Annotated in this window: 21 protein-coding genes and 1 pseudogene; 12 read left to right on the top strand and 10 right to left on the bottom strand. The window is 73.3% G+C overall.

The annotated features are described in order from the left end of the window. Positions 1–13 precede the first annotated feature (13 nt). On the bottom strand, positions 14–448 hold the full coding sequence (locus OHU34_RS07025) for a DUF6325 family protein (protein WP_142268181.1): 435 nt from the start codon (positions 446–448) through the stop codon (positions 14–16). A 242-nt stretch (positions 449–690) separates the two neighbouring features. Between OHU34_RS07025 and OHU34_RS07020 the strand changes: the two genes are divergently transcribed. After that, positions 691–1,623, top strand: coding sequence for a cyclase family protein (locus OHU34_RS07020; RefSeq protein ID WP_405765394.1), 933 nt, complete (start codon positions 691–693; stop codon positions 1,621–1,623). A gap of 171 nt (positions 1,624–1,794) precedes the next feature. Beyond that, positions 1,795–3,390: a GMC oxidoreductase gene (locus tag OHU34_RS07015; RefSeq protein WP_142267197.1), complete on the top strand. Its 1,596-nt coding sequence runs from the start codon at positions 1,795–1,797 to the stop codon at positions 3,388–3,390. A gap of 27 nt (positions 3,391–3,417) precedes the next feature. On the opposite strand, the gene OHU34_RS07010 is transcribed toward OHU34_RS07015, so the two are convergent. The 3 genes from OHU34_RS07010 to OHU34_RS07000 all read right to left on the bottom strand — a co-directional run bounded on the left by OHU34_RS07010 (position 3,418) and on the right by OHU34_RS07000 (position 7,413). Continuing rightward, positions 3,418–3,897: a hypothetical protein gene (locus OHU34_RS07010; RefSeq protein WP_405765392.1), complete on the bottom strand. Its 480-nt coding sequence runs from the start codon at positions 3,895–3,897 to the stop codon at positions 3,418–3,420. A gap of 82 nt (positions 3,898–3,979) precedes the next feature. After that, a complete protein-coding gene (locus OHU34_RS07005; RefSeq protein WP_160160019.1) occupies positions 3,980–4,117 on the bottom strand; it encodes a hypothetical protein in 138 nt (45 codons plus the stop codon). 101 nt (positions 4,118–4,218) lie between these two features. Then, positions 4,219–7,413, bottom strand: a complete 3,195-nt coding sequence (locus OHU34_RS07000) for a tetratricopeptide repeat protein (protein WP_142267199.1) — start codon at positions 7,411–7,413, stop codon at positions 4,219–4,221. 178 nt (positions 7,414–7,591) lie between these two features. On the opposite strand from OHU34_RS07000, the gene OHU34_RS06995 reads away from it, so the two are divergent. Continuing rightward, complete coding sequence (locus tag OHU34_RS06995; protein ID WP_405765388.1) at positions 7,592–9,715, top strand: ATP-binding protein; 2,124 nt, start codon at positions 7,592–7,594, stop codon at positions 9,713–9,715. Between the two features lie 12 nt (positions 9,716–9,727). On the opposite strand, the gene OHU34_RS06990 is transcribed toward OHU34_RS06995, so the two are convergent. The 4 genes from OHU34_RS06990 to OHU34_RS06975 form a co-directional block, all read right to left on the bottom strand. Continuing rightward, a complete protein-coding gene (locus tag OHU34_RS06990; protein ID WP_160160020.1) occupies positions 9,728–10,243 on the bottom strand; it encodes a hypothetical protein in 516 nt (171 codons plus the stop codon). After that, positions 10,243–11,466: a hypothetical protein gene (locus OHU34_RS06985; RefSeq protein ID WP_142267202.1), complete on the bottom strand. Its 1,224-nt coding sequence runs from the start codon at positions 11,464–11,466 to the stop codon at positions 10,243–10,245. Before OHU34_RS06985 ends, OHU34_RS06990 begins: the two co-directional genes overlap by 1 nt. 110 nt (positions 11,467–11,576) lie before the next feature. After that, the gene (locus tag OHU34_RS06980) at positions 11,577–11,936 is read right to left on the bottom strand and encodes a hypothetical protein (protein ID WP_142267203.1); all 360 of its coding nucleotides are present in this window, start codon (positions 11,934–11,936) and stop codon (positions 11,577–11,579) included. A 94-nt stretch (positions 11,937–12,030) separates the two neighbouring features. Then, positions 12,031–12,681 carry a TetR/AcrR family transcriptional regulator gene (locus OHU34_RS06975; protein ID WP_142267204.1) on the bottom strand — a complete coding sequence of 217 codons (651 nt, stop codon included), beginning with the start codon at positions 12,679–12,681 and terminating at the stop codon, positions 12,031–12,033. A 57-nt stretch (positions 12,682–12,738) separates the two neighbouring features. On the opposite strand from OHU34_RS06975, the gene OHU34_RS06970 reads away from it, so the two are divergent. The 5 genes and pseudogenes from OHU34_RS06970 to OHU34_RS06950 form a co-directional block, all read left to right on the top strand. After that, positions 12,739–13,425 (top strand): class II aldolase/adducin family protein, encoded by a 687-nt coding sequence (locus tag OHU34_RS06970; protein WP_142267205.1) that lies wholly within the window; start codon positions 12,739–12,741, stop codon positions 13,423–13,425. Positions 13,426–13,464: 39 nt separating this feature from the next. Beyond that, positions 13,465–14,394 (top strand): carbohydrate kinase family protein, encoded by a 930-nt coding sequence (locus tag OHU34_RS06965; protein WP_142267206.1) that lies wholly within the window; start codon positions 13,465–13,467, stop codon positions 14,392–14,394. 62 nt (positions 14,395–14,456) lie between these two features. Next, a complete protein-coding gene (locus OHU34_RS06960) occupies positions 14,457–14,624 on the top strand; it encodes a hypothetical protein (RefSeq protein WP_160160021.1) in 168 nt (55 codons plus the stop codon). After that, positions 14,621–15,121: a DoxX family protein gene (locus OHU34_RS06955; RefSeq protein ID WP_230196656.1), complete on the top strand. Its 501-nt coding sequence runs from the start codon at positions 14,621–14,623 to the stop codon at positions 15,119–15,121. Before OHU34_RS06960 ends, OHU34_RS06955 begins: the two co-directional genes overlap by 4 nt. Before the next feature lie 619 nt (positions 15,122–15,740). Continuing rightward, a pseudogene (locus OHU34_RS06950) lies at positions 15,741–15,881 on the top strand (glutathione S-transferase family protein); the annotation flags it as partial. 458 nt (positions 15,882–16,339) lie between these two features. Here the strand turns inward: OHU34_RS06950 and OHU34_RS06945 are convergent. Beyond that, positions 16,340–17,425, bottom strand: a complete 1,086-nt coding sequence (locus tag OHU34_RS06945; protein WP_230196651.1) for a M12 family metallopeptidase — start codon at positions 17,423–17,425, stop codon at positions 16,340–16,342. Positions 17,426–17,503: 78 nt separating this feature from the next. Here OHU34_RS06945 and OHU34_RS06940 point away from each other — a divergent pair, with 78 nt between their 5' ends. Beyond that, entirely contained in the window at positions 17,504–19,447 is a 1,944-nt protein-coding gene (locus OHU34_RS06940) for a LuxR C-terminal-related transcriptional regulator (RefSeq protein WP_405772171.1), read from the top strand. 22 nt (positions 19,448–19,469) lie between these two features. On the opposite strand, the gene OHU34_RS06935 is transcribed toward OHU34_RS06940, so the two are convergent. Next, entirely contained in the window at positions 19,470–22,049 is a 2,580-nt protein-coding gene (locus tag OHU34_RS06935) for a CHAT domain-containing protein (protein WP_142268184.1), read from the bottom strand. 248 nt (positions 22,050–22,297) lie between these two features. Between OHU34_RS06935 and OHU34_RS06930 the strand changes: the two genes are divergently transcribed. The 3 genes from OHU34_RS06930 (at position 22,298) to OHU34_RS06920 (ending at position 24,901) form a co-directional block, all read left to right on the top strand. Beyond that, positions 22,298–23,743, top strand: coding sequence for a S8/S53 family peptidase (locus OHU34_RS06930; protein ID WP_230196649.1), 1,446 nt, complete (start codon positions 22,298–22,300; stop codon positions 23,741–23,743). A gap of 70 nt (positions 23,744–23,813) precedes the next feature. Next, positions 23,814–24,389, top strand: a complete 576-nt coding sequence (locus OHU34_RS06925; RefSeq protein WP_020127476.1) for an RNA polymerase sigma factor — start codon at positions 23,814–23,816, stop codon at positions 24,387–24,389. Between the two features lie 14 nt (positions 24,390–24,403). After that, positions 24,404–24,901, top strand: a complete 498-nt coding sequence (locus OHU34_RS06920; RefSeq protein ID WP_142268185.1) for a hypothetical protein — start codon at positions 24,404–24,406, stop codon at positions 24,899–24,901. Positions 24,902–24,961 lie beyond the last annotated feature (60 nt).

The following is a 24,961-nucleotide window of genomic DNA, read 5'->3' as shown; positions in this document are numbered from 1 at the left end:
GGCGACGGTGTCTCTACGTCCTCGGCGGCCGCAGGTCGTCCGTCTCGTCCAGCGCGGCCAGGACGGCCGGTACCGGGATCCGCCCGGAGGCGACCAACTGTGCGCCGCCGCGGCGCAGGGCGGTGGCGAAGGGCGCGGCCCACAGGTTCTCGTAGACCAGGATCGCCGCGGAGTTGCCGGCTCCCAGAGCGCCGCCCGCCTCCTCGATGTCGTCCTGGCCCAGCAGGCCGGAGGAGGCGCCCTCGAACACGGCCAGGTCCAGGACCCCGTCGCCGGTGAGATCGGCGATCTCCAGCCCGACCACGGATCCGTCCTCCTCCTTCCGGACGAAGAGCAGATCGAGGATCCGGATGAGGCCGCGGTCCACCAGATCGACCAGCAGGGGAAAGCCCTCGCCGGTCATGCGGTTCCCGGGGAACTCGACGACGACATAGTCGATCGGTCCCATTTCGACGAATTCATCGCTCACTGCTTCACCCCTGGGTGGTCACGGCGTTCAGCGGCCCCCTGTTTTCGGACTTCATTGCAGCATCGGACGGAGGCGGCCGCACCTCGGTACACCGCTCACCCACGCCGCTCCTACGCGCCCGCCCGGCCGCGCGTGCGGCGTTCGCTCACTCAACGACGCGGCGGTCCCCGGACCCGGCGACTCGGCGTGCGGGGGCCGGGAACCTGCCGGAGGGTGGGGGCATGCGGACGAGCGGCGAGCTGAGCGAGGCCGACTTCCGGCGTCTGTACCGGCACCTGCGCGACACGTTTCCCGGCGGCGCCGGGCGCCGGGGCGCCCTGGACACGATCACCGCGGAGCACGTGCTGGCCGCCGTACGCGAGGTGCGGTCGGGGCGTACGGTGTCGCTCGCCTCGCCTGTGAACACCCGCAGCGGACCTGACGACGCAGATCCGGCCGAACACCGGCTCACCGCCCCGGCCGACGGCGGACCCGGCCCGAGGGGACTGGAGTTCGCCCGGGACCGCTTCGCCATGAACGTGCACAGCGACGTGAACAGCCACCTCGACGCACTGTGCCACGTCGTCTACGACGGCACCCTGCACGGCGGCGTACCGGCGGCGGACGTACTGTCACCGGACGGCGCGAGCGCCCTGTCCGTCGACCTCGCCCGCGACGGCATCGTCGGACGCGGGGTCCTCCTCGACATCCCCCGGCTGCACGGCGTCCCCTGGCTCGAACCCGGAGCGCGGGTGCGGGCCGAGGACCTCGCCGCCGCCGAGGCACGGCAGGGCGTCCGGGTCGGCCGCGGCGACATCCTGCTCGTACGGGTCGGACACCGCCGCCGCCGCGAGGAGCTCGGCCCCTGGGACGTGGCCGACGCGCGTGCCGGACTCCATCCGACGGCCATGGAGTTCCTGGCCGAGCGGGAGGTGTCCGTACTCGGCGGTGACGGCAACAACGACAGCGCGCCCAGCGCGGTTCAGGGCGTCGCGTTCCCGGTCCATGTGCTGGGCATCCACGCCATGGGACTGCACCTGCTGGACTATCTGCGGTTCGAGGACCTCACGCGGGTCTGCGCGCGTGAAGGCCGCTGGTCGTTCCTCTGCGTCATCGCCCCGCTCCGGCTGCCCGAGGCCACCGGCTCTCCCGTCAATCCCCTCGCGGTCCTGTGACACGGCTCGATCGGCGCGCGTACGCGCACGAGCCGGCGGCGCCGCCCGGCGCCTCGGTTCACCCGACGGGCCCGACTCGCCGGAAGCATCGCCCGGAGATACGTTGGTGGTCGGGTCGGACGGCCCCTTCACTCGGCAGGACCGGCGCATGCTCCGAGGACGGTGGCCGGCATGACCGACGCGCAGTACTACGACGTCATCATCATCGGTACAGGTGCGGGCGGTGGCACTCTCGCCCATCGGCTGGCACCCACCGGAAAGCGGATCCTCCTTCTCGAACGCGGCGGCTATCTGCCCCGTGAGCGGGACAACTGGGATTCCACCGCGGTCTTCGTCAAGGGGAAGTACCGTGCCCCGGAGTTCTGGTACGACAAGGACGGGAAGGAGTTCCCGCCCGAGGTCAACTACTACGTGGGAGGCAACACCAAGTTCTACGGCGCCGCGCTCTTCCGGCTGCGCCCCGAGGACTTCGGCGAACTCCGCCACCACGACGGCGTGTCGCCCGCCTGGCCCCTGAGCTACGAGGAGTTCGAGCCGTACTACACGCAGGCCGAACACCTCTATCTCGTCCACGGCCGGCACGGCGAGGACCCCACCGAGGGCCCCACCAGCGCCCAGTACGCCCATCCGCCGGTCCAGCACGAGCCGCGCATCCAGCAACTCGGCCACGACCTGGAGAAGCAGGGACTGCATCCCTTCCACCTCCCGATCGGGGTGAACCTCACCCAGGACGAACGGGGCCGGGCCACCCACACCAGCGCCTGCATCCGCTGCGACCGCGTCGACGGATTCCCCTGCCTGGTCGGCGCCAAGTCCGACGCACAGGTCATCTGCGTCGACCCCGCTCTCGAACACCCCAACGTCGAGATGGTCACCCACGCGAACGTGCGGCGGCTGGAGACGGACGCGACCGGCCGGAGCGTCACCTCGGTCGTCGCCACGGTGGGGGAGCCGGGCGACCCGGACGCCGCCACCGTGGAGTTCCGCTCCGACCTCGTGGTGGTCGCCTGTGGCGCCGTCAACTCCGCCGTCCTGTTGCTGCGTTCGGCCGACGACCGGCATCCGCGGGGACTGGCCAACAGCTCGGACGTGGTGGGCCGGCACTACATGCGGCACAACAACCTGGCCCTGATGGCCGTGTCCAGGGAACCGAACGACACCCGGTTCCAGAAGACCCTGGCGCTGCACGACTGGTACCTGGGATCCGACGACTGGGACTACCCCCTCGGCGGCATCCAGATGCTCGGCAAGTCCGACTCCGAGCAGATCCACGGCGAAGCGCCCCGCTGGGCCGGGGCGGTGGCCCCCGACATGCCGTTCGAGGTACTCGCCCACCACGCGGTCGACTTCTGGCTGTGCGGAGAGGATCTGCCCGCCGCGGGCAACCGCGTCACCCTGGACCGGGACGGCGGCATCCACCTCGCCCTGGACGAGAAGAACAACGTCGCCGGACTGAACCGCCTGCGGCACAAACTCCAGGGCATGCTCGGTCACCTGGGCATGAACGAACACCATCTCCTGTCGCACAGCATCTATCTGCACAAGGGCATGCCCATCGGCGCCACCGCGCACCAGGCGGGCACGGTCCGCTTCGGCGACGACCCCGCCAGCTCCGCCCTCGACGTCCACTGCAAGGCCCACGACCTGGACAACCTCTACGTCGTCGACACGAGCTTCTTCCCGAGCATCGGGGCGGTCAACCCCTCGCTGACCGCCATCGCCAACGCCCTGCGCGTCGGCGACCACCTCGCGGAGCGGCTGGCCTGACACCTGCCGGTCCGGCCGGCGGTGTCGTCAGTGCGGGGCGGTGGGCGGGGTGTCCGTGCCGGGGTCCACGCGCGGTGGCGCCGGGGTCGTGAAGGAGAGGCCGGAGAAGTCGCGGCCCTGGAGAACGGGGCCGTTGAACGTGCCGCCGCTGATCTCGTTGTGCACATCGCCGTTGTGCGACGAGCCGGCCAGCTGGTGCCACCGCACGAGACCCGCCCGGAACTCCGCGTCCCCCGCCGCCCGCACCGCCAGTGCCGTGCTCAGCGCGCGGGCCAGTGCCGCGTCGTGCGGGTGCGCTGCCAGCCGGACCAGTTCCGGTTCCGCCGAACCCGCCGCCGGGGCCCCGGTGTTGCCGTCATTGTCACCGTCACTGTTGCCGTCACCGCTGCCGTCGCGCCGGAACGGGCGTCGGACCAGTTCGCTCAGCGTCTCCCAGGCCTGTCGGCCGGCCTCGCCGCCGGCTCCTCCTGCCAGAGCCGCCAACAGCGCCACCGATATCGGCTCCACCCCGCACCGCCCTCTCGTGTCCGATGGGTGGGGTGGCGGCGTGTGCTGCCACCCCCCGGTGCGCCGATCGACCCTCAGCGGGTCACATCATGATGCACCGGTACGTGCCGACCGCCGCCGTCGAGGTGGGCTCGGCCGCCGAGGCATTTGGCGCGGTCACGCCAAGAATAGCGAGAGTGGCGAGACCGGTGACGACGGCCAGTCGACGCATTGTGCTCACGTGAACGAGATCCCTCCATGTTTGACAATGATCTTGCGGAGGGGAACATATCTGATCGTGAGGCGATTGGTGAAATTGAATGATATTCACTGGTTGCGCGTTTAATTACCGCCTGGTTCGAACGTGAGTCCCGGTAAGGTATGCGCTGTCGAGGCGCCGCCTACCGTCCGCCGTACGTCCGTCAGGACGCTTTCCGTCCGGGCTTTCTCGTCGACGTCGTGCGTGCGCTCGGCCAGTGACAGGGCGGCCTCCAGATCCTGCCCCGCGGAGTCGAGCCGCCCGGCTGCGAAATGCGCCTGACCGAGGTGGCGCAGGGCCTGTATCTCCTGGTGGGCGGCGCCGATCAGGCGGGCGATGTCGAGGGCGTCCAGGAAGTGCCGCACGGCCCTCTCGGGTTCCCCCGCTTTCCGGTACGCCTCGCCCAGACCGATCAGCGTGTCGGCCTGACTCTTCCGGTCGGCCAGCGCGCGGAATTCCGCGAGGGTCTCCTGGTAAAGGGGGAGAGCCGCGGCGATGTCACCCGATTCCGTGAGGACATCGGCCAGGCTGCCGCGCACCGTGGCGCGGTCGTAACGGTTACCGGAATGTTCGAGGAATGTCAGTGATTCCTCGAACGAGCGGCGCGAGGATTCCAGGTCTCCGCGACGCAGATACAGATCGCCGATGTTGTTGAGCGTCTTTCCGAGCGCCGCGTGATCGCCCGCCTCGGTGAATCCACTCAGCGTCTTCTCGAAATGTTCCAGCGCACGGTCGTACTCCCCGAGAAAGAGCAGGGTGACCGCCATGTTGTTGTGCAGGCGCGCGCGGTCCAGGGAATCTCCTGACATCGCGGTGATCGCGAAGGACTTCTGGAAGAGGACGAGCGCCGCCTGATGATCGCCCACATGCCAGTTCAGGGTGCCGAGCGTGCGCAGCACCTCGGCCTCCGCCTCCTCGTCCCCCGTCGCACGGGCGATCCGCAGAGCCCGGTCGCCGCTCTCCGCCGCCTCCGGGTAGCGCGCGGTGTGCGCGTGGACGGCACTGAGATGCAGCAGGGCCCGGCACAGCGCGGCCTGCTCGCCGGTCCCGGTCCAGTGCTCGACGGCGGTCACCAGGACGGCCTCGGCGTCGACCCAGTGGCACTCCTCGTCGAGGAAACCGGCCATGGCATAGGCGAGTCGGGCGGCCGCCCCGGGACGGCCCTGGCCACGTGCCCGGCGCTCGGTGGCCAGCAGGTTCGCGCGCTCGGCGGCCAGCCAGGACCGCGCGGCCCCGGCGTCGGGCCAGTCGGGCGGCGCTGCGCCGGTGCCGCGCTCGCGCGCCGGCGCGGGCCTCGTACGGCGGGGGTACGCGAGACGGTCGGCGCGGTCGGCGGCGTCGACGTGGAAGTCCGTCAGGCGCCGCAGGACGTCGGCACGCTCCGCGTCGGTGTCGTCGGCGAGGGACCTGGAGTGGCCGTACTCGCGCAGCAGATCGTGGAACCGGTAGCGGTCCGGGGTCGGCTCGCGGAGCAGATGGCAGGCCAGCAGCGACTCCAGCACGCGCTCCGCGGCGGCCGGGCGCAGGTCCAGCGAGGCGGCCGCCGAGTCCACCGTGAAGTCCGGTCCGGAGTGCAGAGCGAGCCTGCGGAACGCGGCGCGCTGCTCCGGCGTGAGGGTCCGGTAGGTCAGGTCGAAGGCCCGCAGCAACTCCTGCTCGGCATCCCGGATCTCGCCCAGCCGTCCTTCGGTACGGGTCAGGCGGTCGGCCAGCGTGCCGAGCGTCCACGCCGGGTGGGCGCGGAAGCGGCTCGCGACCAGCTCGATCGCGAGCGGGAGATGGCCGCATAATCGAACGATCGTGGTGATCTCCCGCATGTCCAGGGTGCGTTCCTCGCCCGCGCAGGCGCGGAACAGGGCGATGGCGTCGTCGGTCGGCAGCACGTCGAGCGGGATGTGGCGGGCCTGCGGCAGACCCGCCAGCCGGCGTCGGCTCGTGATGATCGTCAGGGTGGGCGAGCCGCTCGGCAGCAGCGGGCGGATCTGGTCGGCGCTCACCGCGTCGTCCAGGACGATCACCGCCCGTCGCTCGGCCAGCATGGTCTGCCACAGGGCGGTACGGCCCTCCAGCTCGACCGGGATGGTCTCCGCAGGCGCGCCGAGCAGACGCAGCAGGGTGGCCAGGGCCGCGCCGGGACCCAGTGGTTCGCCGACGGGGGAGTGGCCACGCAGGTCCACGTACAGCTGGGCGTCGGGGAACCGCTCGGCCAGCCGGTGCGCGCCGTGCACGGCCACGCTGGTCTTGCCCACCCCGGCCATGCCGCTGACGGTGCTGACGGACTCCAGGCTGATCACCCGGCCCTGCTCCGCCGCCGCGTCGACCGCGGCGCTCAGGGCCCGCAGTTCGGCGAGACGGCCGATCAGGGGCGGCTGATGCGGCAGGTTCCTCGGCGGACGCGGGCGGGCAGGCGGCGGGGCCGCGACCGGGCGGGCCGGGCGGGGCACGGCCGGGCGGCCCCGGACGAGATCGGCGGCCGGCACCCGATCGAGGATCCCGCGATGGATGCGGTCCAGCTCGGCGCCCGGGCGGGAGCCGTACTGGGTCATCAGCATCCGGCGGGTCTCCTGGTGCAACCGCAGCGCGTCGGTGTACCGGGCGCCGCCGTAGTACGCCAGCATCAGCTGACCCGCCAGCGTCTCGTCGCCCGGATACCGGTCGACGAGGGCGGACAGCTCGGCGGTCACCGCCGTGTACCGGCCGAGCCGGAGGGAGGCGGCGATCCGGGAGACGGCGGCGCCGAGCCGCCGCTCCGCCAGCGCCCGGCGGGTGGTCTCGGCCCACAGTCCGGGCAGCCCGGCCAGTGCCTCGCCCCGCCAGAGGCCTTCCGCGCGGGCGAGGAGCGCGGCCGTCCGCTCGTCGTCGCCGTCCGCCGCGACCGCCCCGGCCCGCGCCACGAACTGCTGGAACCGGTGCCAGTCGACGGCCTCGCGGGCCGCTTCCAGCGTGTAGGTGTGGGCCCGGCTGACGATGCGTGGCGCGCTCGCGGACGACGGGTCGGCCAGCCGCAGCCGCCTGCGCAGCCGCGAGACATAGCTGTGCGCGCTCTCCCGTGCGTGCGGCGGCGGTTCACCGTCCCAGAGCCGGTCCATGAGCACGCCCAGCGCGACCGGCCGGCCCACGTCCAGGGCCAGCAGGCCCAGCAGGGTCCGCTCCTTGTCCGAACCGAGCTCCACCCGGCGGCCGTTCGCGCGCAGACCCACCGGGCCCAGTACCTGGATTTCCACCAGCGCCTCCCGCTGGTCCGGCCGTTCGACGACCACGGCACCGGGGACGGTCATGCCATGGAGCGAAGAGCATGACAGGGAGGGCAGGGGCTTCCAAGAGGGGCCGGTGTGCTGGCCGAATCGCTTCCTTGCCGGAGCCCCGGCGTCCGTGGCCTGCATCGTCGAGGGCCCGCCGGGGGTAGGACCACCTTGATCGATGTAGCGGGCAACCGGTCGGAGGGGGACGAGCGGTATGAGTGCGGCGCGGGAGGACGACCAGGGGAGAGCGAGCAGCAACACCATCGGTGGATCGGCCCGGTTCTACGGACCGACCGTCCAGGCCCGTGACGTCCACGGCGGCATCCAGGTCCGGACCGCCCCGCCGCAGCCACCACCGACGCCCCGCCAACTGCTGCCGGTACCGGCGCACTTCACCGACCGGCGGGACGAACTGGAAGCCCTGGACAGGCTGCTCACGCGGCATGTGGACGCGGGGTCACGGCAGCCGCTGATCGTGGTCAACGGTCCGGCCGGCATCGGGAAGACCACTCTGGTCTCCCGCTGGCTGCGCCGGCACGAATCAGTCGTCCCCGACGGGCAGTTGCACGCCGATCTGCGCGGGCACGCGGCGGCCGGACCGGCGGATCCGGGCGAGATCCTCGGCCGGTTCCTGCGTGCGCTCGGCGCCTGGGCGGTCCCCGTCGACCTGGCGGAACAGGCGTCCCTGTGGCGGTCCGTCACCGCGGACCTGCGTATCGCGGTGGTGCTGGACAACGCCTTCTCCGCGGCACAGATCCGGCCGTTGTTGCCGGGCGGGCCCGGCAGCCTCGTCGTCGTGACCAGCAGGCACCGGCTGACCGGGCTGCGGCTGGACGGAGCGGAGTTCCACCGGCTGCGGGCGCTGGGCCCCGCCGCCGGGGTGGAGCTGTTCCTGCGGGGTGTCGGCGAGCGCCCGGTCGCCGGGGAACTGCCCGCGGTCCGCCAGGTCGTGGACCTCTGCGCGGGTCTGCCCCTCGCGGTGTGTCTCGCCTCCGCCCGGCTCGCCGCCCGCCCCGGACAGCCGGTCGCCGCACTGGCCGACGCGCTCACACCCGACGTCGGCCGGCTGGCCGCGCTGGAAGTCGAAGGGGAGGCGACCGTGCGCAAGGCCCTGGACGCGTCGTACGCGGTGCTGGGAGCGGAGGCCGCCCGGATGTACCGGGCCCTCGGGCTGCTGCCCCTGCCCGAGTTCGACGTCCGGACGGCCGCCGCGGCCTGCGCGGAGCCCCTCGACTGGGCGGAGCGCCGGCTGGACGAACTCGTCGAGGCCAACATGCTGGAGGAGGTCGGCCCGGACGCGCTCCGCTTCCACGACCTCGTCCGCCTCCACGCCCGCGACCGCGCGGCCCTGGCCGACACCGAGGCGGACCGGGAACGCACCCTGCGGCGCGTCGCCGACTGGCATCTGGTGACCGCGACCGAGGCCCAACGCCTCATCACCCCGATCCAGTTCACCCTGCCCCGGACCTACGCGCACCCCTTCCCGCTGCCCCCGCCCTTCACCGACGACCGAGGCGCCCTCGGCTGGCTGCACGAGCGACGCGGCCACCTCATGGCGATCCTCCGCCTGGCCGTCGAGCGCGGCTGGAACGCCACGGCCTGGCAACTCGTCGACGCCATGTGGCCGTTGTTCCTGCGGCTGCGCCACTACGACCTGTGGATCGAGGCCCACCGCATCGGTCTGGAGGCCGCCCGCCGCGACGGACACCGGGAGGCCGAACGTCAGATGCTCAACTCCGGGGCCATCGGGCTGAGCGCCGCCCGCCGGCTGGACGAGGCCGTGGAGTGGTACACGGCCGCCCTGTACGCGGCACGCGACGGGGAGGACCCCCGCGACGAGGGAAAGGCGCTGCTCGGCCTCGGCAACTGCCACTTCGAGGCGGGGCGGTTCGCCGAGGCCGTGTCACGGCTGAACCGCGCCGTGGCGATCTGGGAGGAGTGCGGCTACCCGCGCGGGGTGGCGCTCGCCCGGATCACCCTCGGCGAGGTCGCTCTCGCCGAACACGACCCCGAGCGGGCCGTCACCTGTTTCGCCCGGGCCCGGCAGGGACTCGTGGAGGCGGCCGACCCGCACGACACGGCCAGGGCCCTCGCCTTCCTCGGCCGGGCCCGCGCCCGCGCCGGCGACCACCCCACGGGCATCGCCCACATGACGGAGGCGCTCGCGGTGTTCACCGCCTCCGGAGCCGTCCACTGGCAGGCCCGCACCCTGGAGATGCTCGGCGACACCGCACGGGAACGGGGCGAGGACACGGCCGGCGAGGAGTTCCACGCCCGCGCCCTCGCCCTGTACGAGACCACCAGCCCGGCGGACGCCCGCCGGCTCCGGCGCACGTAGGTGCCGACGTGCTCACCCGCCGCGCACCACGCGGATGTCGTGGATGTCCCGCAAGGTGTGCCCCGCCACCAGCCAGGCGTGCAGGCACGACGCCAGCAGGGGCTGGTCCGGGGGAACCCGGTGCGCCAGCGGCAGGACCGTGCGGCTCGTTCCGTCCACGACCGCCCAGCCGCCCCCGGTCAGCGGCGCCGCGGCCAGCCGGCATCCCGGATGGGCGGCCGTGAGGTCGCCCAGTCGGCGCACCGCCTCGGCGTACGGACGCGGAGACCTGTCGTGCAGTACATCGGCGCAGACCGGCCACCGGATCCCGGGGCACGGTCCGGCCTCCGCGGCGACGTGCTCGTCCGCGCCGGCCGCCGGCCCGCCCGTGCCGGGCGGGTCCCCGGGCGCCAGGAGACCGACCCGGGCCAGCACGTCGTGGTCGCCCGCGGCCGAGCGGACACGGAGCGACAGGTCCGCCGCCGGGGCGCCCCGCGGAACCCGGGGGCACGGCGGCGACACCCGCAGCCGTACGGAGACGAAGCGCATCACGCCGGCACCTCCCGCCGCCCGCGCGCCCAGGTGTCCAGCGGGGGCGGCTCGGGCAGCGGGACCGTCACCGGTTCGTGGGCGGGCCGGCCCAGACCCATCAGGCGGTACATGAGCCGCCGCATGTTGCGGTTGAAACGGCCGGGTTCCGAGGTGATGCGCGAGGCGATCGCCGCGTACTCCTCCCGGCGGTACTCGGCCGCCGTGTACTGGAGCTGGCCGACGAGCGGGTGGGCGGGCGAGAGCGCCGGCGCGGTCACGGCGAGCGTGGCGGCGGGCGAGGCGGGGTTGATCTCCCGGTCCGGTGAACCGGCCAGCAGGATCGGCGCACCCGTGAGCGTGCCGTACAGCGTCACCGAACCGTGGTCGCCGATGATCCAGTCCGCGGCGATCAGGACGCTGCGCCAGTCCGCCTCCGGGGGCACGAGGGCGGCACCCGGCTCGGCGCAGCGCGCCAGCCAGGCCCTGACCTGCCAGGAACCGTGCCCCGACCACACGTTGGGATGGACCAGGATGACGGACCGGAACCGTCCCGCGGGCAGTTCGGCGGCCAGCCGGGGCAGCAGCGCGTCGAACCGGCCGAAGGACGAGCGCGCGCCCCAGGTCGAGACGACCACCACCAGTTTCTCGCCGTCCGCGAGGCCGAGGGCCCGGCGGTAGCGGGCGCGCAGCGGCAGGCTCGCCGCGATCCGGTCGTGCACCGGATCGCCGACCACATGGGTGAGCGGGAGCACCTCCGGGCAGTGCCGTTCCAGGTCGGCCAGTTCGGCGTGGTGGGGCACCGCCACGGCGGCGGGCAGCCGGCCGCCGGGGACGAGATCCTGTCTGCGCAGCCCCGCCACCCCCGGCTGCCGCACCGAGACCAGCCGCTTGAGGTAACCGGCCCCGTGCGACATGGCGATCACCGGCCCGGAGATCTTCTCGACGCCCCGCGGACCGGCGGCGAGAGCCAGGTCGAACCGCATCCGCACCGCCTCGTCCCACGGCAGCACCGCGCCTCCCAGCCCTTCGAGGAAACGCGGGACCTCGTCGCCGAAGACGTGCGGCGGAGCCGTGAACACCACCTGCACCCTGAAGTCGGCCTCCAGCAGCGACAGCACCTCGACCAGCCGCTTGCCGTAGGTCAGGGTGTGCACCACGACCAGGACCAGCTTGCGTTCGACGAGCGTCAGCCACTCACGCTCCTCGACCGACGACTCCGTACTCTTGCGCAACGCCGACATCAAGACCCCCGTCGTCCGTGCGGGACCGGCTCGGCCCCGTCTGCCGGGCGTTTGCCCCGCCCGCTGGACGGAAGGCCTGCCGGGACCTTGCGGAAACCTTGCAGCGGGCGTCACGAGAACACGTGCACCACTTCGATCTCGCCCACGATATGGGCGTTGAACTCGTCCAGCTCCTCGGCCGGCACCCACAGTTCGAGGATCGTCCGGCCGCCCGCCTGCCGGACCGGATACCTGCGCAGGAACGCGGTGTCGACCTCGAACCGGGTGACATAGCCGGCGCCGTCGTGCTTGACGTTCCAGTCCCGGGCGATCCGGATGGCGTAGTCCTCGTCGAGGACCGGGTAGAAGATCGGCTGCTCGGGCAGCCGGGGCGGCCAGGCCCGCCGGCCGAGCTCACGGACCAGCTCCAGCTCCCTGGGTCCGGTGGGACGCCACAGGGTCGTGGTGGCCGGGGGGTGTCGCCTGGTCATGGGATGCGCTCTCCGGGTGCGGCGACCGCGGGCGCGGTCGGCTACGGGCCCCGACGCTACCGGGCGGTCGACGGAGTCGGCCACGGACTTTCGGCTACCGCCGCTCGAAGCGCGCGACGACCTCGGTGAGATAGCAGCGCAGCATCGCCTTCGCCTCGTCGAGGAGGTCGGTGTCGCCCTCCGGGGCGCGCCGGAAGGCCTCCTGGGCGAGGGCGTCGGCGGCGAGGATCGCCGCGTGGCAGGCCCGCCCGAGCGCCTCGTCGTCGGGGGCGACGCCGAGCGCGAGCAGCACCCGGCGGACGCCGTCGGCCATCCGCCGCTTGTGCTCACGGTCCGCGGCCCGGGTCCGCTCGGTCAGCCCGCTGCCGAACCACAGGGCACGGAAACCGTGTTCGGTGCGGTAGACGCGGGCGAAAGTGTCGAGGAGCACGCCCACGGGATCGTCCCACCGCTCCCGCGCCGCCGTCCGGACCAGCTCGTCCATGACGTCTTCGAGGCGGGCGAAGTAACCCGTGGCGAGGGCGTCGATGATCGCGTCACGGTCGGGGAGGTACTGGTACAGCGAGCCGACCGACACCTTCGCCTCGGCCGCGACCCGCGTCGTGGTGAGCGCCTCGACGCCGTCGCCGACCAGGATGCGTTCGGCGGCCTCCAGCATCAGGGCCAGACGGGCCTTGCTGCGCGCCTGCCGCGGCGTGCGGCGCAGGGGAGCGCCACCGCCCGGACCCGCGGTCGCCTGGACCAAGGACTGCCTCCAAACATGAACGTGACTTTGTTTCACGTTTACGCTACCTTCGCGCCCATGACCGCCTCAAGCTCGGCGCTGAGACAGGAGCGGGCCGCCGTCGCCGACGTCTGCCGGCGCCTGGGGGCCGAAGGCCTCCTCATCGGCACGGCCGGCAACGTGAGCGTACGCGTCGAGGACCGGGTCGCGGTCACCGCGACCGGAGCGGTCCTCGCCGAACTCACCCCGGACCAGGTGACCGTGGTCGACCTCGACGGCGAGGTGGTGGCCGGAAGTCTGCGGCCGACCTCGGAACTGGAGCTGCACCTCGGGGTCTACCGCCGCTACGGAACCGGCGCGGTCGTCCACACCCACGCCCCGATGGCCACCGCGGTCTCCTGTGTGCTCGACGAACTTCCCTGTATCCATTACCAGTTGCTCGCTCTCGGCGGCACGGTGCGGGTCGCTCCCTACGCCACGTTCGGCACCCCCGAACTCGCCGAGTCGGTACTCACCGCGCTCGACGGCCGAAGCGCCGCCCTGCTGGCGAACCACGGCGCCGTCACCCACGGGACGACCCTCGACAAGGCCGTCGAGAACGCGCTGCTGCTCGAATGGGCCTGCGGTGTCTACCAGCGCGCGGCCGCCATGGGCCGCCCCCGCTTCCTCGACGAGCAGCAGCAACTCGCCGTGATCGAGGCCGCGATCGCCCGCGACTACGGCACCACCCACCCCGTACCACCCGCGCAGGAACAGAGCCGATGAAGCCGATATGGCGACGAGGCCGATGAAGGGGGATAGCCGATGAAGATCTTCACCATGGGCGTGCATGTCCTGGACGTGCTGGTGCGGCCGGTGCAGGAGATACCCGAGGGTCAGGGCGCGACGCTGGTCGACGACATCCGGATGACCGCCGCCGGGACCGCGGGCGGCACCGCGCTCACCCTCGCCAAGCTGGGCGCGCAGGTGCGCAGCGCCGGCGCCATCGGCTCCGACCCGACCGGCGACCTGCTGGTGGGGTTGCTGGACCGGGCGGGCATCGACACCGAGTTCCTCGTCCGCCGCACGGACACCGCCACCTCCGCGAGCGTGCTGCCGATCCGGCCCAACGGAGACCGCCCCTCGCTGCACCTGCTCGGCGCCAACATCACCTACGGCCTCGACGACGTCCCCTGGGACGCCCTCGCCGAGGCCGACCATCTGCACCTGGGCGGACCGGAGTTGATCGGCGTCGAGGTCGCCACGCGCATCCTGTCGTACGCCAGGGAACACGGTGTCGTCACCTCCGTGGACCTGCTCGCCCCCGGTGTCCTCGGCAGCTTCGACCAGATCGAGGCGGCCCTGCCGTACATCGACCATCTGCTGCCCAACGAGGACCAGGTCCTCGGCTTCACCGGCGAGAGCGACCTGCTGACGGGCGCGCGCAAACTCCTCGGCGCCGGCGCGGGCGTCGTCGCCGTCACGCGCGGCGGCGACGGCGCGCTCGTGGTGACCGCGGACGGCGCGGAACCGGTCCCCGCCTTCGTGGTCGACGTCGTCGACACCACCGGGTGCGGCGACGCGTTCTCGGCCGGCTATCTGCGGGGTGTGAGCCTGGGCCGTACGCCGAGCGACGCCGCCGTCCTCGGCAGCGCCGCCGCCGCACTCGTCGCCCAGGGGCTCGGCAGCGACCACGGCGACTTCGACCTCACCGCCGCCGACGCCTTCGCCGCGGTGGCCAAGTCCCGCACCTGACGGGGATCGGAGAGTGGGAGGGGCCGGCGGCCGGGAGGCGAAGGCTGCCGGACCTCGCTTCCATGTTCACCGGAGCCCCACGGGTGGTACGCCACGAGCAGGCGGGCGCGGGTCACGACACCGGCGTCGGCCGTACCGCTCTCGCCCACCGCCCGCACGTGCTCGTCCTCGTCGAGGAGTGCGCGCCGGGTGTGCGGGCGCTGCCGACGGAGAAGAGGACATGGCGATGAGTGAGGCTTCGGACACCGCACTGCTGCTCGTACGGGTCGTGCTCGGTGGGGTGATGCTGGCGCACGGCTGGAACCACTGGCGCGGCGGAGGCGGCATATCCGGTACCGCCGGCTGGTTCGGCGGGCTCGGGCTGACCCGCCCGAGACTCCAGGCATGGCTCAGTGTCCTCACCGAACTCGGCGCGGGCGTCCTGCTGTTGGCGGGCTTCCTGACCTCGCTGGCCTGCGCGGCGGTGCTGTCCGTGATGCTGGTGGCGGGCCTGCTCGCACACCGCCGCAACGGCTTCTTCGTGTTCAAGGAGGGCTACGAGTACGTCCTCGTCCTGGGCGTCCTCGCGGTGGCGCTCGGGGCCTGGGGGCCGGGGGAGTACGCGGTGGACGAGGCCGCGGACATCGGGGTGACCGGATGGACGGGCGCCGGTGTGGTGCTCGGGGTCGGTGTCGTCGCGACGGCCGGGCTGCTGGCCGTGTTCTGGCGCCCCCGGCAGGAGAGTTGAGGAAGCTCCCCGTACGCGTCGGGTTCATCGGAGCGGACGGCCGGGAAGCGCCGATGGCCCGCCGGATCGCCGAGGCGGGCTTCGCGACCACCCTGTGGGCCAAACGGCCCGTCCGGGCCCCGAGAGCGCCACGGGCACCGTCGAGTGCGGCGGTGTCCCATGGTGCCCGCCCCGCGGCCCCCCGGCCGGGCCACCCCGACGGCGGCCCCCGGGCGTGCCCATCGGTACACGGTACGTGTGACGCCGCGGCCGCCCTCGAACCGCTCTGCGCCGCCTCGGTGACCCTCCCCCGGGTGGCGCCGGTACTCACCTGGTGGACGCCCCCTTGACGGAGGCTCGAGGCGGATCGACACTCGATCCGGGAATCCTAGTGAACGGGTAGGGAAACAATGGGGCGACCGGAGCCGACCACCGGCCGAGCGGGCCGCACGGCGTGGTCGTCACCCCTTCTCACCTCCCGCCGTCACATCGACCTGAAGCGCGTCTGCAGCGCCATCAGGTTCCAGGACTGAGCCTTTCCCGTCCCCGCGCCGAACCGCACCGGCGGTGTCCCGAGGACGCGGCCGCACCCGGCACGTGCGGACGAGGTCCGCACCTCCCTCTTCGACGTCGCATCCGCCGCGCGCACCGGTACACCGGACCCGCCCTCGCACCCGTGCTCAGCGACGACTGGTCCGGGCGGATCGTCAGCAGTCACGGCCCCGACATCGCCCGGGACCTGGCGCGGCGCTTCGGCGGCGGCCGGCCCACCCTGTACCCATCACGAACGTCGAGAGGCCGACGAGGAACAGATGTCTGCGGCCGCGTACGTCACCCGGACTTCCGCCCGGCACCAGGGCGAGCCCGAACGCCGATGAGTAGTCGGAGACGATCCACTGCACGTCCGTCGCGCCGGCGGACAACGACTGGCGCAGGGCGGGGACGGCGATGTCGAGGACCGACTGGTCCGGCGGGGTCGTCGCCCCGGCCGCCAGGCAGACCGTCAGTACCCGCCGGGCCGCGCGATCATCTCCCGGAAGCATGCCGTCATGCTCACACCGCCCGGACGCTCCTGTCCCCGTCCCGGCCGGCCTGTTCGCGCGATGGAAACACGCCGGGCGGGTCCGCCCGTGGACGGCGGACCCGGTGTGGCCGGGGACGCGTCCCCCTCCCCCGAAGGCGACGCGTCCCCGGCGCTTCCCCCGGCGCCGGACTGTGGTTCGCGGGTGACCGCACGGCTCACCAGCACATGACCGCCGTCTCGCCCGAACCCCAGCCGGAGTACAGGCGTACGCGGACGAAGTAGCGGCGGTCCCTGACGAGCCGGACCCTGATCGTGGCGTTGTGCGGAGTGCCTCCGTCGTCGTGCCCCGCGAGGAAGCGGGGCTCCCCGTCCCGCTCCTCGAAGACCACGACCATGGAGTCGCTCTCCCCGAACGTGGCGAAGGTGTACTCGCGGGTCCCGCGCGGCTCGACGGTGAAGTCGACCTGCTCGCCCGGCCCCAGCGACAGCGGCACCGAACGGAACGGCACCAGCGCCGGCGGCCGCGCCCCCTCGGGCGGCGGATACCAGCCGAGGACGAACTCCTTGTCCAGCGGCGACAGCCCGCCGGACGGATGCACACCCCCGCGGAACTGCTCCGGTTCCAGGATCAGCCCCGCCGAGAAGGGATACTCCATGACGGACTGCGAGTCCCACACCGACCCGTTCACCTCGGCCGGGTCCAGCTTGCGCAGGATGTTGAACCAGGTCCGGTCCCGGCTCCAGTGGTTGGGCGGGCCCGCGAGATCGGCGTACACGGCCTCGTCGTCCCAGTGGAGGCCGGCGAACGGGCTCTGGTGCTCGTGCTGCATCCCGAGCGCGTGCCCGATCTCGTGCAGGGCCGTCGCGCGCTCCCCGGGCGCGGTCAGGTCCCAGCCGAAGTTCATGGTCCGCTCGTTGAGACCGGCCGACAGCGCGTCCCGGCCCACCGCCGACCAGGAGCCGTCACCCGGCTGGAACCCGATGCGCAGCTCCGCCTCCGAGCGGTCGGCCACCTCGGCGAAGGACACCCCGATGCCCAGCTCCCGCCATTCGCGAAAGCAGTCCCGTACGACCTCCCGCTGGTCCTCGCCGCCGACCCAGGACACCCAGCGGGTCCCCCCGGAGCCCGGCAGGGCGATGACCGACCCGTCGCTCTCGCCGTCGAGGAAGCAGTAGTGCAGCACCGTGCCGTTGACCCACATCCGCCGCCCGCTCATCAGCGCGCCGAGCCGCTCGACGGCCAGCCCCGGCGCGAAGGCGGGGGCCGACTGCTGGGCGAGCGAGCAGTAACGGGCGGTCATGGGTTCCAGGTTGCCGTGCGGGACCGGCGGCCGGCCTGAGTCGGGGGCTACTCAAGTCACCCTGTATCAGGCGTGAGTATGCCGACTCCTCATGATGTGACGAGCTTCGAACCCCAGGACACGACCCTGCGACTGCCGTGGCCGTTCACCGGCCGGGACGAGGAACTGGCTCTCGTGCGCCGCTCGTTGGCGGTGGGCCGGCCCGGCATGGTGATCACCGGACCGATGGGCTGCGGTCGCACCAGGCTGGCCATGGAGGCGATCCGCGGCACCGACTGCGCGCGGGTGGCCGGCACCCCCGGGACCCGCGACCTGCCGTTCGCCGCCTTCGCCCACCTGCTCCCCGAGGGCGTCACCCTGCACAGGGCGGTCCAACTCCTGTCCGGTATAAGGCAATTGCTGGTCGACGACGCGCAGCTGCTGGACGACGCCTCCGCGGCCCTGCTCCACCAGTTGGCCGTCCAGGGCCGTACCCGGCTGCTGGTCCTCGTCACGGACGGGACCCGCCCGCCCGGCGCGGTCGCCCGCCTGTGGACCGGCGAACTGCTGCCCCGCCTCGCCCTGGAGCCCCTGCCCCGCGAGGACACCGCCCCACTCCTCGACGCCGGCGCCGGTGGCCCCCTGGAGCCCCTCGCCGCCAACCGCCTGCACCGTCTGTGCGAGGGCGATCTGCGCCTCCTGCGTGATCTGCTGGACGCGCTGCGCGAGCAGGGCCTGCTGACCAGGGACGCGGACACCGATGAGCGGACCTGGCGCGGCCGCGTCCCGGTGACCCCGGCCCTTCGGGAACGCGCCGCCGCCGTGCTCGCCCGCACCTGCCCCGACGAACGCGAGATCCTCGACCGGCTCGCCTTCGCCGAACCGCTGCCGCCGGCGGCGGACACCCTGGACCTGAGCATCCTCGAACGCCTGGAGGCGGACGGCCTCCTCGACGTCGGCGACGACACGACCGTCCGTCTGGCCCACCCTCTGCACGGCCCGGTCCTGCGCGCCGAGGCCGGCCGGCTGCGCGCGAGGCGGCTCACCGGCCGGCGAGGGTCCACCGCGTCCGCCCTCGACGCCGAGGCGGCCGAGCTGACCCGCCGCATCGAGCGGGCCGACGTCCGGACGACGCCCACGCCCGTGGGGGAGTGGGTCGTCGCCGAGGGGGAACCGGTACCGGCGCGGTACGCCGCCGTCCGCGCGCGGTTCTCACGGCTGCGGGGAGAACTGCGCGAGGCGGCGGCCTGGGCGCGGGAGGGCCTGGCCGCCGCCCCGCAGGACCGCGCCTGCCGCACCGAACTGGCTCTGGCCGCCGCCCAGTCGGGCGCGACGGGCGCACCGATCGAGCTCCTCGCCGAACAACCCGGCACCGCCGCCTGGCCACCGGCCGCCCGCGGAGACCTCGACACGGCCCTGAAGACACTCGAAACGGCAGCGACCGGGACCGGGACCGACGCCCCCGGCACCGGCACCGCTGACCCCGGCGAGGTCAGCGACCCCTGCAACGCCAGTGACTCCTGCAACGCCAGCGGCCCCTACAACGCTCGCGACCCCTACATCGCCTACGACGCCGTACGCCTCGGCGACCCCCGGCACGCGGTCCGGCTTCTCCCCTCCGACGGCTGCCTGGCCCGGCACGCCCGGGCGCTGGCCGACGGTGACGGACCGGCGCTGGACCTGGTGGCCGCCGAGCTGGAGGAGCGCGGATTCCTTCTCTTCGCGGCCGAGGCGTACGCCCAGGCGGTACGCGTCCACCGGGACGCCGGTGCGGCCCGCACCGCCCGTACGCGCGCCGTCGCCCTGGCCCGGCGCTGTCAGGGCGCCCGCACCCCGGCCCTGTCCGGTCTCGTCCTGGGCGAACTCACCGCACGCCAACGGCAGATCGTCACCCTCGCCGCGGCCGGCCTCAGCAACCGGCAGATCGCCGAACGCCTCACCCTGTCCGTCCGCACCGTCGGCAACCACCTCTACGGCGCCTACACCCGGCTCGGCGCGGGCGACCGCGGCGCCCTGCCGTGGCTGGTGGAGCAGCCGGCCTGAACGCGCCGGGCCCAGGGCCGCCTCACGCCGCGCCGAACGCCGTGAACGCCCATCCCGTCGCCTGGTGCAGCGCGTCGTCCGGCAGCGCGGCTCGGGCGTCCCGCAGGGCCTCGGCCAGGGAGAGGCCCGCGCTGATGCCCTTGTGCAGGGCCAGCATCAGCGGGACGACCGCCGCGTCGTTGACGGGTGCGCTGCTCGCCAGCACACCCGCCGTGCCCAGCGGCAGCAACGCCGTGACCAGGCCCAGGAGTTCGTCCGCGCCGACCGAGGCGAGCCGGGCGGTGTCGCAGCTGGAGAGGATGATCCGGTACGGGCTGCGGGCGAGCCGCTCGAAGTCGTGGACGATCAGCGGGCCGTCCGCCATCCGCAGGGACGAGAACATCGGGCTGTCGCCGCGGAACGTGCCGTGCGCGGCGATGTGCGCCAGCGCGGCCCCGTCCAACTCCTGGAGCACCCGCGACACATGGGCGTCCTCCTGCTCCAGCACGATCGGCCTGCCGTACCGCCCGGCGACCTCCGGCACCTCGGCCCCGCAGGACGCCAGCCCCGGCCCCCGTACGAGGACCTGCCGGCCGCCCGGCGGCGGTTCGGTCGCCCGCGCGCGCAGCCAGCCGCTGGCCGACGGCGACACACTCACCACCCGCTCCCGCAGCGACGGCAGCAGCGCCCACGGCACCCGGTGCAGCCGGGCCGGCGGCACCACGACCAGCGGACCCGGGCCCAGGTGCCTCGCCGCATCGCCGAGCAGCAGCTCCTCCAGCCTGCGCCCCGCCGCCTCCACCACCGGCAGCCGGGCCTCCGCGCCGGGATGGGCCAGCCGCCGCAGCCCGGCCTGTACGTGTTCGGCCTCCCGCTCCGCCTCGGCCAGCAGCCCTCCGGGGAAGCGGCGCACCCGCCCGCCCCCGCACAGCAGCACCTGAACCCGCCCGTCCAGTACGGCCAGTTCGACCAGCCGCCCGTCGCCGAGCCGCTCCAGCAGCCGGCCCGCGTCGAACCGGTCCCCGCCGAACCGGTCGCCGCCCCAGGGCGTGACCCCGCGGATGTGCAGGGTCCGGGAGCGGATCTCCCGCTCCAGGCGCCGCTGTTCACGTTCCAGCGTCGGGACCGGCCGGCCGTCCATCCGGGCGGCCTCCGCGCGGGCGGCGATCACCCGGAACGCGGTCAGTCCGCTCAGCAGCGCAGGGTCGGCCGGCGGCCGGGTGGGCGGCGTCGACAGCGCCGTGGCCCGCCACCGCTCGCTCCACACCAGCAACTGCCGCGGCCCGCCCCGTTCCAGGCTGACCTCCTGGGCCAGCGCGGCCAGCTCGGCGCCCTGCGCGGTGGCCCGGGCCCGCAGCTCCGAGGCGCCCAGCGTCGTCCGGTGGTCGTCGAGGACGTCGAGTCCGCGCCGGCAGGCCTCCAGCACGCCCCGGCCCGAGCCGGTCGCCCGCGCCCACAGCGCCTGCGCCGCCCAGCCCGTCATCCGTGCCAGCGGCGGCCCGCTGCGCCGGCTGCGGGCCGCGATCTGGAGGTACCGCTCGGCGTCCGTGGTCCAGTTCAGGTCCAGCGCGATCCGGCCCGCCAGCAGCCAGGCCTGCGGTGCCGCCGGCGCCTGGAAGGAGGCCAGCCGTTCGGCGAGTCTGGCGGCGTCCGCGACCAGTCGCCCCGAACCGCGTCCGGTGGCCACCCGCGCCTCGATCAGCACCAGCCGGGCGTGCGTCTCCCACCAGGTGCGCCGCTGTCCCGCGAAGAGCCGCTCGGCCACCGCCGCGCGGGCGATCGCCGTTCCCGGATCGCCCGCCAGCCGCGCCGCTCTCGCGGCCGTCAGCAGCAGTTCCGCCTTGCGGGTGGACTGCCCGCCGATGCCGTCCAGCACTCCGATCGCCGCGTCCGCCTCGGCCAGCGCCTCCGGGGCGAGACCGGCGGCCATCAGGACCTCGCAGCGCCGGATGTTGAGCATGAACGTCGGCGTGCCGAGCTTCGCGTACCGCTCCTCCGCCTCGTCGAGGAGCCGCAGCGCGGCCGGTACGTCCCCGGAACGGAAGGCGGCGAGGCCCCGGCTCTCCACCGCGTCCGCCTTGTCGTGCTCCTGGCCGGTGGTGTCCCACAGCGCCTCGGCCGCCGTGAAGTCCGCCTCGGCCCGCTCCACCGCCCCGAGGGCCAGGTGCACGGTGGCGCGCAGGGTGAGGGCGCGCGCCGTCCAGATGACGTCGTCGGCCTGACGCAGCACGGGGATCGTCCGGCGTACGTCCTCCAGTGCCTCGCGATGGTGGCCGAGGACCCACAGGGAGTAGGCCCGCCGGTACATCACGCGGGCGCGGGTGTGGCCGGTCCCGCGCTCGACCCCCCGCTCGAAGGCGGCGAGCCCCTGCCGGGTGCGGCCCGCGTGCACCAGCGCCACGCCGAGCGTGCCGAGGACGTCCGCCTCCCGCTCGGCCGAGTCCGCGCGCGCCGCGAGGTCGCGGGCGCGCCGCAGATGGTCCAGGGCCAGACGCATGTCGCCCCAGTCCCGCTGCCAGATGCCGATCACCTGGTGGGCGACCGAGGCGTGCAACGGCGTCGGATCGGTGTCGAGCACTCCTTCCGCCCGCGACAACGCGTCGCCCGGGGCGGCGAACACCATCGGCAGCAGTTCGAGAACCGAGTCGTTTCCCGCTGTCACTCCACGGATGGTAGTGCTCCGGCCAGCGCGCCACACCGGTTCGGCACCGTATCAACCAGTAACAATTGGACGTCGTGTCAACGGAATCGGCATCGTGAGGGGGCGCGCGGCCGCAACCGCACCACCCTCATCTGCCGTCGCACCACCTGTATCAGACGGCCGTCCCGCGGGTCTTGCTGTCGACCACCGGCTGTAGGGGAGGACACGCCATGGCACCACAGCGATTCCACGAGCAGTTCGAGCATCTCCAACGTGCGCTGCCCGACGTCCCGTTGGCGATGGGACCGGACGACTCCGCCGAGTTCATCTACGAGAAGGGTGTCGTCCTCGCACGCGACGGCGAGGAGGCCCGGACCGTCGAGGACGCCGTCCGCTCGCACTTCACCGCCACCGAGGGCCTGGTCCCCGACCATGTGCGCCGGGCGGGCCCGGAGACCAACCGCTCCGGCATCACCCGGATCCGGGTGGGCGACCCCGGCGAGGGCGGCCGGGGCGCCGACCACACCGTCGCCGGTGCCCTGCGCGCGTTGCGGGAGACGGAGGGCCGGGCCGGCCGGCGTCTGATCAGTCGCAACCACCTGGTGTCGATCGCCGTCAACGCCTGCCCCGGCGACGAACCGGTGCCCGCCCCGCGCAGCGCCCGGCCCAACCCCGCCGCGGCACCGGCGGCCCGTGCCGTGCAGGGCGCGGACGGTGCGGAGAGCTCCGGCGCCGTCGGCGTGCTCGTGATCGACACCGGCCTGACCCACGACTACCGCTCCTACCCGCTGCTGGCGCGCACCGAGGGCGACGCCCAGGTCAGGGAGACCGACGAGGACGGGATCCTGCAGCAGTACGTCGGCCACGGCACGTTCATCGCAGGGCTCGTCGCGGCCGTCGCGCCGGACACCGACGTCACCGTGCGGGGCACCCTCAACGACGCCGGCGCGATCCTGGAGTCCGAGTTCGGCGAGCGGCTCTTCGACGCCGTCGAGGACGGCTGGCCGGACATCATCAGCCTCTCCGCGGGCACCTCCAACGGCCGGGTCGACGGCCTGCTCGGCGTGGCCGCGTTCATGGAGGAACTCCGTTCCCAGGGAACTCTGTTGGTCGCGGCCGCCGGCAACAACGGCAGCGCCGCGCCCTTCTGGCCCGCCGCCTACGCCTCGCTGCCCGAGTACGCCGACGCGGTGCTGTCGGTCGGCGCGCTGCGCGGCGACGGCGAGTTCGGCGCCTGCTTCAGCAACCACGGCCCCTGGGTGAAGGTCTACGCCCCCGGCGAGCGGCTCACCAGTGCCCTCACCGGCTTCGACAGCCCCGTCCCGTACGTCTACCAGCACTCCACCTACGAGGCCTGCCGCTACGGCTTCAGCTACTCCTGCACCTGCCGCTCCCCGCGCCACACCGGGGTGTTGAGCGAGGCGCAGCAGATCACCCCGGGCAAGCCGGACCAGGTGATGTTCGAGGGGCTGGCGTCCTGGAGCGGCACCTCCTTCGCGACGCCGCTGGTGGCCGGGCTCGTCGCGGCCCACATGAGCGCGCACGGGCTGACCGATCCTCGGGCCGCCGCCCGCCGACTCCTCGCCACCGGTTCCGAGTTCGCCGAGGTGCGGGGTGCGCACGTGCCGGCACTGCTTCCGCCCACCTGGCAGCCGGCCCCGGTGGGTCCGGCGTGAGGTCGGCATGACGTCCGAGAGGTGCCCCGCCACGGCGTACGATGACAGGCCGTACACGAGGGGTGGGGCCGTGGACCGTACTGATGTCGGCGCGCTCGTCCAGTCCGCCGTCGACGGTGACACGGCGGCCTGGAAGGCGCTGGTGGACGGGCTGAGCCCATTGGTGTGGTCGGTCGTGCGCGCGCATCGTCTCTCCGACGCCGACGGGCACGAGGTGTACCAGACGGTGTGGTTCCGCTTCGCCCAGCATCTCGGGCGGATCCGCGAGCCGCACAAGGCCGGTTCGTGGCTCGCGAGCACCGCGCGCAACGAGTGCCTGAAAGTGATCAAGAGCTTGAGGCGGCTGACGCCGACCGACGATCCGCTGCTGCTCGACCGGGCCAGCGAGGATCTGACTCCTGAGCAGTCGGTCCTCGACTCGGAGGAGGCGGCCGCGCAGAGCGAGCGGGTCCGGTTCCTGTGGCAGGAGTTCGAGGCGCTCGGCGAGCGCTGCCGACAGCTGCTGCGGGTCCTGATCGCCTCGCCGCCGCCCAGTTATCAGGAGGTGTCGGCCGCCCTGGGCATCGCCGTCGGCAGCATCGGACCGATGCGCCAGCGATGTCTGCGCCGCCTGCGCGCCCGACTCGACGCACGGGGAGCCCTGTGAACGGCATGAACGGTATGAACGGCGTGAACGACGACGAGCCCGACGACATCTTCGGCGAAGTCCCCTTCGTCGACGAGGAGTTCGACCACGACCGGCTGGAGGAGGAACTCCGCCAGGCCGCCGCCATCCTGGACCCGGTCCCCGCCGAGCTGCGGCGGGCCGCCATCGAGGCCTACGCGCTGCACGACCTGGACGCGCGGATCGCCGAGCTGACGTTCGACTCGTTGGTCGACGCCATCCCGGTGCGGGGAGCGGTGGACGTGCCGCGGATGCTGACCTTCCACACGGGCGGGCTGACGGTCGACGTGGAGGTGACCGACGAGGGACTGATGGGGCAGCTGCTGCCGCCCCAGTCGGCCTCGATCGAGGTCCTGCACGGCCCCCGGGCGGGCGCCTCGCTCACCGCCGACGACATGGGCCGCTTCGCCTGCGACGTGCCTCCCGGCGGCCCGTTCGCCCTCCGGCTGCGGACCGACGCGGAGGTCGTCGTGACGGAGTGGCTGCGAGCCTGAGACCGATGACGACGGACGGCCTCCGCGGCCCCCGGACGACGGTCCTCCACCGCGGGGCAC

The sequence above is a fragment of the Streptomyces sp. NBC_00080 genome, assembly GCF_045041255.1.
Classification (GTDB): domain Bacteria; phylum Actinomycetota; class Actinomycetes; order Streptomycetales; family Streptomycetaceae; genus Streptomyces; species Streptomyces coriariae.
This window is presented reverse-complemented; position numbering and strand designations above follow the sequence as displayed.